The sequence below is a fragment of the Mesobacterium pallidum genome (genome assembly GCF_019966535.1).
GTDB lineage: Bacteria > Pseudomonadota > Alphaproteobacteria > Rhodobacterales > Rhodobacteraceae > Mesobacterium > Mesobacterium pallidum.
In genome coordinates this window covers 229,408-243,040 of sequence record NZ_JAIMID010000001.1, presented here as the reverse complement: position 1 = coordinate 243,040, position 13,633 = coordinate 229,408, and the positions used below count along the sequence as shown (strand labels likewise).

Sequence of the window (13,633 nt, the reverse complement as noted above, 5' to 3'; positions counted from 1 at the left end):
CGGCGGGAACCCTCCTGCGCTGGAAGGTCGTTGACAGGCAAGGACCCGGACGCGGAGGACCGCCCATGCCCGGCGCCCCGGCACGAGGGGCATTGCCGGGATCGGACCATCCGGCGCCGGGGTCCACGGACCGCACTGCAGCGAAGGAGAGACCTGATGCCAAGGGACGCCCGGACCGCCACGCTTTACCGCATGGTCATGCCCGACCACATCTGCCCCTACGGGCTGAAGTCCAAGGACCTGCTCGAACGCCAGGGCTACAGGGTCGAGGACCACCCCCTCGAGACGCGCGCCGAGACCGATGCCTTCATGGCGCGGCACGGCGTCGAGACCACGCCCCAGACCTTTATCGACGGGGCCCGCATCGGCGGCTACGACGACCTGCGCGTGCATTTCGAGCTTGACCCGCCCAAGGACGAGCAAAGCGACACAAGCTACCAGCCGGTCATCGCCATTTTCGCCGTCACCGCACTGTTGGCGTTGGGGCTGTCGTGGCACCAGTACGGCACGGTCTTCACCCTGCGCGCGGTGGAATGGTTCATCTCGCTGTCGATGACGGTCCTCGCGATCCAGAAACTTCAGGACATCGAGAGCTTTTCGACCATGTTCCTGAACTACGACCTCCTGGCGCGGCGCTGGGTGCCCTATGGCAAGCTCTATCCCTTCGGCGAGGCGCTGGCCGGCATCCTGATGACCGCCGGGGCGCTGACCTGGCTGTCGGTGCCGGTGGCGCTGGTGATCGGCGGGATCGGCGCAGTCAGCGTGGTCAAGGCAGTTTACGTCGACCGGCGCGAGCTCAAATGCGCCTGCGTGGGCGGGGCATCGACGGTGCCCCTGGGCTTTGTGTCGCTGACCGAGAACGTGATGATGATGGCCATGGCGCTGTGGATGGGCGCGCGGGCCCTGGCAGGGTGATCGCACACTGATCCGCGGTCGCGTCGACGGCCCCCGCGGCGGGCGTCAGGCCCTGCGCAGGCGCGCGCCCATGCGCGACCGCCGGGACGCAACCGCGCGCGGCCCTGGCCGCCGGGGCAGACACCTGGCCGTGATCATCCGCCCGCAGGACTTGCCGCTGCCGCGAAACTCGCCCATGCAGAAGACGGATCGGCACGCCCGGGCCGAAGGTGGCCGGGCCCCTCGCAAGGAAGGAAGGCTGCATGAAGACCACCCTTGACATCGCCCGCGACGCCGACGGCCTCCTGGCACGATTTCGACCGTTTCCCGGCCTGCGCAAATGCCGTGCCGGACACGGCCGGCGCGGGGACGGCCAGGCCGTCCGGGGCTGGCGACCCTCGCGGGACACGCAGCGCCCGGCTTTCGCCGTGCCGCGCCGAACCTGGCGCGCCGTCCTGATCCTGGCCTGCCTCGCGACCGGCGCACAGGCGGACCATCGCTTCGAGGGGCGGGACATCGAGACCGGCGCGTCGCTTTACGCCGAGGCCTGCGCCGCCTGCCACGGGGCCTGGCTGGAAGGGCAACCGGATTGGAGACAGCCCGGGCCGGACGGTGTTCTGCCCGCCCCGCCGCATGACGTGACCGGCCACACCTGGCATCACGACACGCCCCTGCTGCTGGAGTACACGCTCAGGGGTGGCAAGGCCGCCCTGGCGGCGCGGGGCGTGACGGATTTCGCAAGCGGGATGCCCGCTTTCGAGGGCACGCTGACCGAAGAGCAGGTCCTCGACATCCTCGCCTTCATCCGCTCGACCTGGCCCGAGGAAGCGCAGCAGGTGCAAAGCGCGCGGACCCACGCGGCGGATTGAGGCGCCTGCGCCCGGGCGTGATCCCGGGCTGGCTTGTCCGTCACCTGGGCTGCGACAAGGGCAACCTGCGTCGACACCCGGCTGGCGCAGCGCGGCGACGTCATCGTGGCGGCGATCAACCACCGGCCTGGCCCGCGCCGGGTGACCGGTTTCCCCCGCGTGCCGGGCTGCGACCGGGCCGCGCGCGCGAACCGGCCGGTCAGGCACATGGTCGCGCTGCGGGGCGTCTCGGAAAGCGCCCCGAGGCGCCGACAGGCGTCATCCTGACACGAGGCCCGTGGCCAAGTGCGCCGTCATGGCGGACGGCCCGTGGAAGCCGCCGCGCCGGGCGTCCCCTCGGGGTTCAGGCCGGTGTTCGACCGCGGACATGCCACCCATGCCACCGCCTGTCTGGGCGCCGTGCCGGTCGCGTTCCGGACTGGCGGGCCGCTTGCCGCCCCGGTGCACAGAAGGCGCGCGCCATCAGGCCGGGCGAAAGTGCCCCTCTGCCATCAGCCGTGGCCCGTCGACCCGGACCGGGAAGGCCATGCGATCCAACACGTCGGCCTGCAGGTCGATTCCCGGCGCCACCTCGACCAGGGCCAGACCGTCCTCGGCCAGGCGGAACACGGCGCGTTCGGTCACGAAGAGCACCTCTTGCCCCTGCCGCACCGCCTGGGGGCCGGAGAATGTGACCTGGTCGACGCGGGTCACGAACTTCTGCACCGCGCCATGGCGATGGATCGTCAGCTTGCCGTCGCCCGCGTCCACCTTGCCGCCCTTGGCATCGAAGGTGCCGACAAAGACCACCTTGCGCGCGTTCTGCGCAATGTCGATGAAACCGCCCGGCCCCACCGGCAGCCCGCCTAGCTTGGAGGCATTCACGTTGCCCGCCGCATCGACCTGGCCGAAGCCGAGGAAGGCGATGTCGAGCCCGCCGCCCGCGTAGAAATCGAACTGCGACGGCCCGTCGATCATGCAGGATGCGTTCTGCGCATAGCCGAAAAGCGAGCCGGTCAGCAGGCGCCCGCCGTAGGTGCCGTGTTCGATGGTCTGGTAATAGCGGTCGGTCTCGCCATGGGCGGCGACGATGGTCGCGATCTCGTCGGGGATGCCGAATCCGTAGTTGATGATCGCGCCCTCGCGCAGCTCTTCCCGGGCGCGGTTGGCGACGATGCGGCGGGGGGAAAAGCCCGGCTCCTCCGGCGGCGGCAGCGCGGTCCGCGCCTGGCCCGAGATCGAGGGGTCATAGGCGATGTCGTAGCCCTGCGTCTGCGCGGGATCGACCACGATGGCGTCCACGATGGCGGCCGGGATGCGCACCTGCCGCGCGCCCAGGGTGCCGGCGGGCACCCGCTCGCGCACCTGGAAGATCACCTTGCCGCCGGAATTGTGCACCGCCGCCGCGATGGCATAGGTGTCCACGTTGGCCGGCTCCTCGTCGAGCGAGATGTTGCCGTCGTCGTCCGCGATGGACCCCTTGAGCAGGCAGGCATGAACCGGGAACGGCAGGTAGCGTAGGTATTCGCGGCCGCCGATCTCGATCACCTCGCAGAGCGGATCGCGCGCGGCCCCGTTCATCCGCCCGCCGTCGAGGCGCGGGTCGATGAAGGTGCCAAGGCCCACATGGGTGATCAGCCCCGGCCGCCCCGCCGCGATTTCGCGCATCAGCTGCATGGCGACGCCGCCGGGCAAGACATGCGCCTCGATCTCGTCATTGGCCGCCATCTCCTGCATCTTGGGCGACCAGACCCAGTGCCCGCCGATCACCTTGCGCACCATGCCCCTGTGGGCGAACCGCCCGACGCCGGTGCCCTGCCGGTTGCCGATGCCCAGCGCATGGACCAGCGTCAGGCCCCTGGGGTGGCCGGTGGACAGGAACCGCGCCTCAATGGCCTCTTGCAGGCACATCGCCTCGCAGAGGCCCCCGCCGCCCCCGGTGATCGACAGCGTGGCCTCGTCGGGCACCAGCGCCACCGCCTCGGCGGCCGACATGAACTTGGATCGCATCAGTTGCTCCAGGGATCGTAAAGGTCGGTCGCGCCCTTCAGCAGGGTCTTGGCCACCACGCTGCGATGCACCTCCGACGCGCCGTCGAAGATGCGGTAGATGCGGGCGTCGCGGTAATAACGCTCGATCGGCAGGTCCTTGGAAAAGCCCATGCCGCCAAAGATCTGCACCGCGCGGTCCACCACGCGGTCGAGCAGCTCGCCCCCCTGCACCTTGAGCGCCGAGATATCGGCGCGCGGATCGAGCCCGCGGTCGATCTTGTTGGCGGTCTGCCACAGCGCGGTGCGGGTGGCGTTGATCTCCATCGCGCTGTCGGCCAGCATCTGCTGCACCATCTGGAAGTCCCCGATAGGCTGGCCGAACTGCACCCGGTCGCGGGCATAATCCAGCGTCAGGCCAAGGATCTTGGTCGATTTGCCCACCGCCCGGGCCGAGACCTGCGCCAGCCGCACCCGGCCCAGCACCGAGAGCGCCAGCTTCAGCCCCTCGCCCTCGGTCCCCAGCAGGTTCGCGTCGGTCAGTTCGACGTCGTCGAAATGCAGGTCGAGATGCGAGGTGCCGCGAATGCCCATCATCTGCTGGTCGCGGCCCAATGAGAAGCCGGGCGTGCCCTTGTCGACAAGGAACATGGAAATCCCGCGATGGCCCTTCTCGGGGTCGGTCACCGCCGTCACCACGAAGAAGTCGGAAAACGCCCCGTCCGAGATGTAGTGCTTCATCCCGTTCAGCACCCATTTGTCGCCTTTCCGCACGGCGCGGGTCTTGATCCCGGCCGCGTCCGACCCGGCGCCCGGCTCGGTGAAGGCGATGGAGCAGACCCGGTCGCCCTTGACCGCCGGGGTCAGCCAGCGGTCAACCTGCGCGCCGGTGCAGGACAGCAGCACCTCGTAGACATTGCCGAAGGCGCGGCGGATCAGGATGTCGGTGGTGTGGCCGAACTGTTCCTCGCACATCATCTGGTCGAGGCACGAGAGGCCCCCACCGCCGAACTGCTCGGGGATGTTCATGCCGTAAAGGCCTAGGCTGGAGGACTTTTCAAAGATCGCGTGGGCCGTGGCATCATCCAGCACGCCGCTGTCTTCGACCTGCTGCTCGAGCGGCGCCAGCTCGTCCTTGATAAAGCCGCGCACCGTGTCGACCAGCATGCGTTGTTCGTGGGAAATCTCGAAATCCATGGTTCTGTCCTTGCTGTGTCAGCGCAGCGGCGAAAGGCTGAGCGGGCGGAGAATCTCGTGGCCAAGCGCACCGGAGTTCCCGCTGGTGAGGCTGGCGAAGCTGCCAGCGGCGATCTGTACGTGGGTGCCGGGCCGGTCGCCCGAGAGCACGCGGAAGGCGGCGAGCGAGTCGTTGACCGGCGGGGTATCCGACAGTGTCAGCCCGTGCAGGCCGGGGGCGAACATCGGGGTCTCGGGCGCCTGGTTTTCAAGGCACGTGCGGCGCCCCGCGATCACCGCGTCGAAGGCATCGGACGAGGCGGTCAGTTCCATGATCCGGGTGCTTTGCGCCACCACGTCGGCAAAGGCGCGGGGGATGAAATCGTCCATCCAGGCGCTTTCCTTGACCAGGCCCGCGCGGCAGGCGTCGCGTTCGTCGAAACTGTCGTAGATCCAAAGATGCTCGATCCGGTTCAGCGCGCCGCTCTCGGTCATCCAGTAGCCGCCCATGGGCAGGTGGCGCGTCACCAGTGCCACCCCGAAGGTGCGGAAAAACTCCAGGTAGACCGGGACCTTGCCCGGCTTCAGGTCATAGGTCCGAAGCTCGAAGAACACCGCAATCCTCCCGATTTGGCGTCGGGAGGAAGATGCAAAGTGGAAAGACTTTCCGAAATGGACGATTGCGCCGTTGTGTTGGACGATCCGTCAGGTGCCGACGCGCCGGGTCGTCGCCGCCTCGGCGCGGTAGGTCCCCGGCGGCCGCCCCACCCGCTGCGAGAAGAAGCGGTTGAAATAGGCCGGGTCGTCGTAGCCGATGGCATGGCCGATCTCGGCCACGGTCATCTCGGTGTAAAGCAGGCAGCGCTTGGCCTCGACCAGGATGCGGTCGTACAGAACCTCGGACGCCGTGCGCCCCGCCCGCGCCTTGCAGGCGGCGTTCAGCCGCTGGGTCGAGGCGCCAAGCTCGCGGGCGTAGAAGGCCAGCGATTTCTGGTCGCGGAAATGATCCTCGAGCGCGGCGCGGTAGCGCGTCACCAGTTCGAAATCACGGTCCCTGCGCGCGGGTTCCGAAGCGCCCAGCGTTTCGGCCAGGCGGAAGAGCGCGACGAGGATCGACAGGAAGGCCCCGCGGATCGCCATGCGGCGGCCCGGCGCCTCCCAGCGCGCCTCGGTCAGGATCTGGTCGAAGTTCTGCGCCACCAGGGCCGCGTTCGCGCTGCCTTCGGGCACCGGGTAGGCGCCCGGGTGGCGGGTCACGGCGACAAGGCGCGGATCGTCCCGCGCGACCGCCTCCACGTAGGTCACGGCGGCGGTGATGACGCGCCCCTCGGTGCCGGGCTGGAACAGGATCTCGTGCAGCGCGCCGGCCGGCTGGACGACCAGGCTGCGCGGCGGGGCCAGCAGCTCCTGCCCCTCGATGGTAAAGCGCGCGCCGCCCTCGGTGATCCACAGCACCTGCACGTGGTCGGGGTGGACATGGGGATGAATGATCCAATCGTTGCGCTGCGACCGGTCGCGGATCGGCTCGACGTGAATCGTGTCCAGATCCTCGTCAAGCTGCGCATCGCCATACAGGTAAAAGCTTGGAATGGGTGTCTTGTGCGACACGTGTCCTATGTCCTCTGCCTCGCCCGGCTCCCCCGGGGTGATGAATTGTCCAACAAAAACGCCGCCCTGTCCATTGGCCTTGGCGGGCCTTCAGGGCGTAATCGCCACGCAGTCAGATGGGAGGACGACATGCGCCAACGGCCAAGCGGGGACGAGACCTGGGACGTGGTGGTCATCGGGTCGGGCGCCGGGGGCATGTCCACGGCGATCACCGCGAAAAAGCACGGGCTCTCCGTCGCGATCATCGAAAAGGCGCCGGTCTTTGGCGGCACCACGGCCTTTTCGGGCGGGGTGCTGTGGATCCCCGGCAACCGCCATGCGCAGGACGCGGGGATTGCGGACAGCCGCGAAGACGCGGTGCGCTACATGAAGGAAGAGACGGGCAACTTCTACTCCGAGGCGGCGGTCGAGGCCTTCCTCGACGCCGGTCCCCAGATGGTCGATTTCTTCGAGCGCGAGACCGAGGTGAAGTTCGTGCCGACCCTCTACCCCGATTACCACCCCGACGTGCCGGGCGGGGTGGACGTGGGCCGGTCGATCCTGGCCGCGCCCTTCGACACCTCGGCGCTGGGGCCGGACCTGAAGCGCCTGCGCCCGCCTTTGGCGACCATCACCTTCATGGGGATGATGTTCAATTCGTCCAACGCCGACATCAAGCATTTCTTCAACGCCACGAAATCGGCGGCCAGCTTTGCCTATGTGACCAAGCGGATGGTCAAGCATTTCGGCGAGATCGCCCGTTACGGTCGCGGGGTGCAGGTCACCTCGGGCAATGCGCTGGCGGCGCGGCTGGCAAAATCGGTCCTGGACCTTGGCATCCCGATCTACACCGATACCCCGGCCCAGGAGCTGCTGACAGACAGCGGCCGCGTCACCGGCGTGCGCACGCCGAGCGGGACGCTGACAGCCAGCCGGGCCGTGGTCATCGCCACCGGCGGATTTGCCCATGACCTCGAGAAACTGCGCAAGGCCTATCCGCACCTCGCGCGCGGGGGCGAGCATTTCAGCCCCGTGCCCGAGGACAACACCGGCGATGGCATCCGCCTGGCCGAGGCCATCGGCGGCCATGCCCCGATCGAGTTCAAGGACACCTCGGCCTGGATGCCGGTCAGCAAGGTGCCGCAGGGGGGTGGCAAGTTCGGCGCCTTCCCGCACCTGCTGGACCGCTACAAGCCCGGCATCATCGCGGTGCTGAAATCCGGCAAGCGGTTCACCAACGAAAGCAACAGTTATCACGATGTCGGCGCCGCCCTGATGCGCGCCTGCGAGGGCGAGGCCGAGACCGCCGCCTGGCTGATCGCCGACCACCCGACGATCCGCAAGTACGGCCTTGGCTATGCCAAGCCCGCGCCGGTCCCGGTCGGCAGCTTCGTGAACAACGGCTATCTCAAGCGCGGCGCCACCCTGGCCGAGCTGGCGCGCGAGACCGGCATCGACCCGGCGGGGCTCGAGGCGACGGTGGCGGCCTACAACACCGGCGCCGGGCGCGGCGAGGATCCGGAGTTCGGGCGCGGCCGGACCGCCTTCAACCGCTACCTCGCGGATCCGGAGCATGGGCCCAACCCCTGTGTCGGGCCGATCACAACGGGGCCGTTCTATGCGCTCAGGATCATCATGGGCGATCTCGGCACCTTCGACGGGCTGCGCACCGATGTGACGGGCCAGGTCCAGCGCGCGGACGGGACGGCCATAGACGGGCTTTACGCGGTGGGCAACGACCGCGCCTCGATCATGGGCGGGAACTATCCCGGCGCGGGAATCACGCTGGGGCCGGCCATGACCTTTGGCTACATCACCGGCCGTCATCTTGCCGGAGCGGGCGCATGAACTGGCTGGAGCTGGACGGCAAGACCGCCGTCGTCACCGGGGCGGCCGGCGGGATCGGCAAGGCCATCGCGGCGGCGCTGGTGGACAACGGCGCGCGGGTGTTCCTGCTGGATCTCGACGGCGCGGCCGCGCAGGCTTCGGCCACCGAGGTCGGCGGGCAGGCGCTGACCTGCGACGTGACCGATGCGGCCAGTGTCTCGGCAGCCGTCAAGGCCGTGGGCGCTGCGGACATCCTGGTCAACAATGCGGCCTTCCTCGCGGCCGGTCCGCTCGACACGGTCGACATCGCGGCGTGGCAAAAGATGCTCGACGTGAACCTCACCGGCTACCTGCGCTGCGCCCAGGGCTTCGGCGCCGGGATGCTGGCGCGCGGGGCCGGATCGATCGTTCATGTCGGGTCGATCTCGGGCCGCCACCAGCAGGCGTTCTCGAATGCCTATTCCGCCTCCAAGGCTGGGGTATTGATGCTGTCGCGTCAGCTGGCCTTTGAATGGGGACCGCGCGGGGTCCGATCGAACGTGGTGGCGCCGGGCCTCGTCCGCACCCCCCTGTCCGAGGCGTTCTACGCCGACCCCACAACAAAGGCCGCGCGAGAGGCGGTCGTGCCCCTGCGCCGGATCGGCCGCCCCGAGGACATCGCCGATGCTGTGCTGTTCCTTGCCTCGGACCGGGCCGGCTATGTCAGCGGACAGGAGATCATCGTCGATGGCGGCTATGCCCAGACGCTGATGAGCCACGTCCCCCGCCCCGGTTACGCCAATGAGTGAGCGGGTCGTGATCATCACGGGCGGCGCCGCGGGGATCGGCTGGGCCACGGCGCAACGCTTTGCGGCGGACGGTTGCCGCGTCGTCATCGCGGACCTCACGGGCGCGGACGAAGCCGCGGCCCGACTGGGCGCCGGGCACACAGGCGTCACGCTTGACATCACCGATGCGGCGGCGGTCGAGGCGATGGTGGCAGGGCTGGACCGCATCGACGTGCTGGTCAACAACGCCGGGATCGGCGACAGCCACCTGCCCAGCCTCGAGCAGGATATCGCGCAGTTCCGCAAGGTGCTCGACATCCATGTGACCGGCGCCTTCCTGGTGGCGCGGGCCTGCGCCCGGCGGATGATCGACGCGGGCGGCGGCGCCATCGTGAACCTGTCGTCCATCGCCGGGGTCACCGGATTGCCGCGCCGCAACGCCTATGGCGCGGCCAAGGCGGGCATCGCGATGATGACCCGGTCGCTGGCCTGCGAATGGGCCGGCGTGGGCGTGCGGGTCAATGCCGTGGCCCCGGGCTATGCGCGCACCGCGCTGGTCGAAAAGCTGGTGTCCGAGGGGCGGATCGACCTGGACGCGATCCAGCGCCGCGTGCCGCAGGGCCGGCTGATCGACCCGTCCGAGATCGCCGAGGCGATCTGGTTCCTCGCCTCGCCTGCCGCAAGCGCGATCACGGGCGTAACGCTGTCGGTGGATGGCGGCTGGGCCGCCTTCGGCGATTTCGGCGACGCCTCCTAGCCGCGGGCCCGGCTAGCCGATCAGCCCGTACATCGCCTGTACGGCCACCGGATAGCCCGCCGCGCCCAGACCGGCGATCACGGCCGTCGCCACGGCCGAGATCAGGCTGTCGTGGTAGATCGGGTCGCGGGCATGGATGTTCGAGATGTGCAGCTCGATGATCGGGCCGTCGAACGTTTTCAGCGCATCGAGGATCGCGACCGAGCGAAACGTCCAGCCCGCCGGGTTGATGACGATCCCGGCGGCTGTCTCGCGGGCAGCGTGGATCCGCTCGATCATCGCGCCTTCGTGGTTCGTCTGGTGAAACTCAAGCGGGCCACGGGCGGCGGCGCGGCACATGTGTTCGACCTCGGCCAGCGTGGTCGCGCCGTAGATATGCGGCTCGCGCTGGCCCAGCAGGTTCAGGTTCGGGCCGTTCAGAACGTGGATCGCAGGCGCGCTCATGCCGGCGCGTCCTCTTCGATATGGCCGCCGAGGAACAGGTGCCCGACCTTGGGATCGGCCAGCAGCACGTCGGCCCGGTCATGCATGCGGGTCTGGCCCAATTCCAGCACCAGCCCGTAATCGGACATGGCCAGCGCCGCCTTGGCGTTCTGTTCGACCATCAGGATCGTGACGCCCTGGTCGCGCAAAGCCTGGAGGGTGCGGAACACCTCGGCCACGAGGTTGGGCGAGAGCCCGATCGAGGGCTCGTCGATCAGGATCAGCTTGGGGTCGAGCAGCAGCGCCCGCGCCACCTCGAGCTGCTTCTGCTGGCCGCCCGACAGCTCGATCGCCTTGCGGTCACGGAATTTCCGCAGCATCGGAAACTGGTCCATCACCTGCTCGATCCGCGCCTTCACGCGGGACTGGTCGTCCGCCGTGATCCCGCCCAGTTCGAGATTGTGGTAGACCGACAGCTGCGGCACGACGTTGCGCCCCTGCGGCACGTAGGTCACGCCCTTGTTGATCAGCTGTTTCGGCGTCAACCCGACCACGTTCTCGCCGTTCAGCAGGATCTCGCCCGAATGGATGTTCAGAAGGCCGAAGATCGCCTTGAACACCGTGGACTTGCCCGCGCCGTTCGGCCCGATCACGGTGGTGATCGACGCCTCGGGGATCTTGAACGTGGTCCCGTTCAGGATCGTGATCTTGCCGTAGCCGCCGAAAAGGTTCTTGAGTTCCAACATGGTCAGCCCCCCAGGTACGCGTCGATGACTTGCTGGTTCGCCCGGATCTCCTCCGGTGCGCCCTCGGCGATGATCTCGCCCTCGGCCAGCACGATGATCCGGGTGCACAGCGACATGACGAATTCCATGTTGTGCTCGATCACAACAAAGGTGGTGCCGTGTTCGCGGTTATAGGTCTCGAGCCGGTCCTTGAGGCTGCCGAGCATGGTCAGGTTGACCCCGCCCGCCGGCTCGTCCAGCAGCACCAGCGACGGCCCGGCCATGAAGGCCATGGCGGCATCCACCAGTTTCTGCTGGCCATAGGACAGGCTGCCCGCCATCTCGTCGCGCAGGTGCTCGAGCCGGAAGAAGGCGATCATCTGGTCCGCCGCCCTGGTCAGCCCGGCATCGGACGGCCCGAACAGGCGCGAGGCCATCGACCCCTTGTGCTCCTGCCCCGCGAGGATGATGTTGTCGAGCACGCTCATCTGCGGAAAGACCGACAGCTGCTGGAAGGTGCGCCCGACACCCAGCTTGTTGAGATGCGAGGCGCGCATGTTGGCGACCTTGTGGTCGTTGATCGTCACCTGCCCGCTGTCGGGACGCAGCTGGCCCAGCACGCAGTTGAACAACGTGGACTTGCCCGAGCCATTCGGCCCGATCAGCCCCAGCACCTCGCCCTTCTGGACGTCGAAGCTGACATCGCGCACGGCCTGGATGCCGCCGAAGGACTTTGAGATGCCGCGCACGGAAAGAACGGTATCGGTCACAGCTGCGCTCCTTTCGCCATGTCCTTGCGGACCTCCTGCCTAGGCCGGATCTGCTGCATCAGCTTCTGCCCGATGCCGATGAGGCCCGAGGGCGAATAGACCATCAGCACGATCACCAGCGCCGCGTAGATCATCAGGTAATAGCCGTCGGTGAACCGCAGCACCTCGGGCAGCAGGATCACCACGGCGGCGCCCAGCATGGGCCCGTAGAAGAAGCCCGCGCCGCCCACGACCACCATCAGCAGGATCTTGAGCGAATGGATGAGGGCGAAGCTGCCCGGCTCGATGAACTGCACCAGCGGTGACATGATCGCCCCTGCCCCGCCACCGAAGGCCGAGCCGATGGCAAAGGCCAGCAAGGTGATGCGGCGGGTGTCGACGCCCAGGCTTTCCGCCCGCACCGGGTTCTCGCGCAGCGCCTTGAAGGCGCGGCCCCAGGGCGAGTTGACGATCCAGAAGAACACCCCGGCCGAGATCACGAAAAGCACCAGCACGAAGTAGTAGAATTGCAGGTTGCGGCCCGTGGAGATGCCGAAGAAATCGGGCCGCGGCATGCCCACAAGGCCGTGGTTGCCCCCGGTCAGCCAGTCTTCGTTCCTCAGCACGAGGAAGACGATGGTGTTGAAGGCGAGCGTGACGAAGGCCAGGAAATGGTGCTGCACCCGCAGCGCCGGGTACCCCAGCAACAGGCCGATGACAAAGGTCAGCCCCATGGCCGCCAGCCAGCCAAAGACCCAGTGGTAACCGGCCAGCGTGATCAGCGCCGTGACATAGGCGCCGATCCCCATGAAGCTGGCCTGCGCAAGGCTAATCTGCCCGGCATAGCCCAGCGTCAGGTTCAGCCCCATCGCGGCGATCGAGAACATCAGCCACGAGGTCAGCACGTAGAGGATGTAGTTCTTCTGCCCCAGCGGCACGAAGATCAGCAGCGCCAGCGCGATCACGGCAAAGGCGATATGGACATGTTTGCGGGTCATACGGTGCGGCCCTCCGACGTGCCCAGCAGCCCTTGCGGCCGGACCAGGATGATGACGATCAGCAGGATCATGGGCAGCGCCTGCCGATATTCGGAACTGAAGTAGGCGGCTGAAAAGTTGTCGACGACGCCCAGCAGCAGCCCACCCACAAGTGCACCGCGGATCTGGTTGAACCCGCCGACGATGGCCGCGATGAAGGCGACAAGGCCCAGGACCTCTCCGTTCGAGAACTTGGCAAGATAGACCGGCGTGATGAGGATCGAGGCGATGGCCGCCAGCGCGCCGTTGATCAGGAAGGTGTACATCACCATCCGCTTGATATCGACGCCCAGGATCTCGGCCACGTCCGGGTTCTGCGCCGTGGCCTGCATCGAACGGCCCGTGCGGGTGCGCGACAGGAAGAGTTGCAGCGCCACGATGGTGCCCATGGCGATGGTGAAATTGGCAATATCGGGGATCGAGATCGCGGCCCCGCCGATGCTGAAGACATCCTGCGGAAAAAGGCTCGGGAAGGGCTGGCCGAGGGGGGAGTAGAACTCCTTGACCATTTCCTTCAGCAGGATGCCGAGGGCGATGGTGGCGATGACCAGCGGGATGGTGCCGTGCTTGTGCATCGGCTCGACGATCAGCCGCTTGAACAGCGCGCCAAGGATCAGGACCGACAGGATAATCGCCAGCGGCATGGCCAGCCAGACCGGGAAACCCAGCTTGACCGACAGGGCCAGCACGAAGAAGGCCGGGATCATGACGAACTCGCCCTGGGCGAAGTTGATCGTCTGCGAGGCCTGCCAAAGCAGGGTAAAGCCGACTGCGGCCAGGGCATAGATCGACCCGGACGACAGGCCCGACAGGAGTAGTTGGATGAATTCGGACATGATGCGCCCGCGCCTCCCG

Annotated in this window: 14 protein-coding genes; 5 read left to right on the top strand and 9 right to left on the bottom strand. The window is 67.7% G+C overall.

All coding sequences use genetic code 11. The features are described from left to right. Window positions 1-156 precede the first annotated feature (156 nt). Window positions 157-915 (top strand): MauE/DoxX family redox-associated membrane protein, encoded by a 759-nt coding sequence (locus MF270_RS01095; RefSeq protein ID WP_238364005.1) that lies wholly within the window; start codon window positions 157-159, stop codon window positions 913-915. A 242-nt stretch (window positions 916-1,157) separates the two neighbouring features. Continuing rightward, complete coding sequence (locus MF270_RS01090) at window positions 1,158-1,763, top strand: c-type cytochrome (RefSeq protein ID WP_418887850.1); 606 nt, start codon at window positions 1,158-1,160, stop codon at window positions 1,761-1,763. Window positions 1,764-2,225: 462 nt separating this feature from the next. Here the strand turns inward: MF270_RS01090 and MF270_RS01085 are convergent, their stop codons facing one another. The 4 genes from MF270_RS01085 to MF270_RS01070 form a co-directional block, all read right to left on the bottom strand. Then, complete coding sequence (locus MF270_RS01085) at window positions 2,226-3,752, bottom strand: acyl CoA:acetate/3-ketoacid CoA transferase (protein ID WP_238364004.1); 1,527 nt, start codon at window positions 3,750-3,752, stop codon at window positions 2,226-2,228. Continuing rightward, window positions 3,752-4,927: an acyl-CoA dehydrogenase family protein gene (locus tag MF270_RS01080; RefSeq protein WP_238364003.1), complete on the bottom strand. Its 1,176-nt coding sequence runs from the start codon at window positions 4,925-4,927 to the stop codon at window positions 3,752-3,754. Before MF270_RS01080 ends, MF270_RS01085 begins: the two co-directional genes overlap by 1 nt. An 18-nt stretch (window positions 4,928-4,945) precedes the next feature. Continuing rightward, window positions 4,946-5,521 carry an NIPSNAP family protein gene (locus MF270_RS01075; protein ID WP_238364002.1) on the bottom strand — a complete coding sequence of 192 codons (576 nt, stop codon included), beginning with the start codon at window positions 5,519-5,521 and terminating at the stop codon, window positions 4,946-4,948. A 90-nt stretch (window positions 5,522-5,611) separates the two neighbouring features. Further along, entirely contained in the window at window positions 5,612-6,514 is a 903-nt protein-coding gene (locus tag MF270_RS01070) for a helix-turn-helix domain-containing protein (RefSeq protein ID WP_238364001.1), read from the bottom strand. A gap of 129 nt (window positions 6,515-6,643) precedes the next feature. Between MF270_RS01070 and MF270_RS01065 the strand changes: the two genes are divergently transcribed. Genes MF270_RS01065 through MF270_RS01055 form a run of 3 tightly spaced genes read left to right on the top strand, consistent with a single transcriptional unit; the run spans window position 6,644 to window position 9,844 of the window. Continuing rightward, window positions 6,644-8,341: an FAD-dependent oxidoreductase gene (locus MF270_RS01065; protein ID WP_238364000.1), complete on the top strand. Its 1,698-nt coding sequence runs from the start codon at window positions 6,644-6,646 to the stop codon at window positions 8,339-8,341. Next, window positions 8,338-9,108, top strand: a complete 771-nt coding sequence (locus MF270_RS01060) for an SDR family NAD(P)-dependent oxidoreductase (RefSeq protein WP_238363999.1) — start codon at window positions 8,338-8,340, stop codon at window positions 9,106-9,108. The genes MF270_RS01065 and MF270_RS01060 overlap by 4 nt, the downstream gene beginning before the upstream one ends. Continuing rightward, the gene (locus MF270_RS01055; protein WP_238363998.1) at window positions 9,101-9,844 is read left to right on the top strand and encodes an SDR family oxidoreductase; all 744 of its coding nucleotides are present in this window, start codon (window positions 9,101-9,103) and stop codon (window positions 9,842-9,844) included. Before MF270_RS01060 ends, MF270_RS01055 begins: the two co-directional genes overlap by 8 nt. 12 nt (window positions 9,845-9,856) lie before the next feature. Here MF270_RS01055 and MF270_RS01050 read toward each other — a convergent pair whose 3' ends face one another. The 5 genes from MF270_RS01050 to MF270_RS01030 are packed head-to-tail and all read right to left on the bottom strand — an operon-like array spanning window position 9,857 to window position 13,614. Next, window positions 9,857-10,288, bottom strand: a complete 432-nt coding sequence (locus MF270_RS01050) for a type II 3-dehydroquinate dehydratase (RefSeq protein ID WP_238363997.1) — start codon at window positions 10,286-10,288, stop codon at window positions 9,857-9,859. Next, window positions 10,285-11,013, bottom strand: coding sequence for an ABC transporter ATP-binding protein (locus tag MF270_RS01045; RefSeq protein ID WP_238363996.1), 729 nt, complete (start codon window positions 11,011-11,013; stop codon window positions 10,285-10,287). The genes MF270_RS01050 and MF270_RS01045 overlap by 4 nt, the downstream gene beginning before the upstream one ends. Window positions 11,014-11,015: 2 nt before the next feature. Beyond that, window positions 11,016-11,762 (bottom strand): ABC transporter ATP-binding protein, encoded by a 747-nt coding sequence (locus tag MF270_RS28325; protein WP_238363995.1) that lies wholly within the window; start codon window positions 11,760-11,762, stop codon window positions 11,016-11,018. Continuing rightward, window positions 11,759-12,739: a branched-chain amino acid ABC transporter permease gene (locus MF270_RS01035; protein ID WP_238363994.1), complete on the bottom strand. Its 981-nt coding sequence runs from the start codon at window positions 12,737-12,739 to the stop codon at window positions 11,759-11,761. The genes MF270_RS28325 and MF270_RS01035 overlap by 4 nt, the downstream gene beginning before the upstream one ends. Continuing rightward, window positions 12,736-13,614: a branched-chain amino acid ABC transporter permease gene (locus tag MF270_RS01030; protein WP_238363993.1), complete on the bottom strand. Its 879-nt coding sequence runs from the start codon at window positions 13,612-13,614 to the stop codon at window positions 12,736-12,738. Before MF270_RS01030 ends, MF270_RS01035 begins: the two co-directional genes overlap by 4 nt. Between the last annotated feature and the right edge of the window lie 19 nt (window positions 13,615-13,633).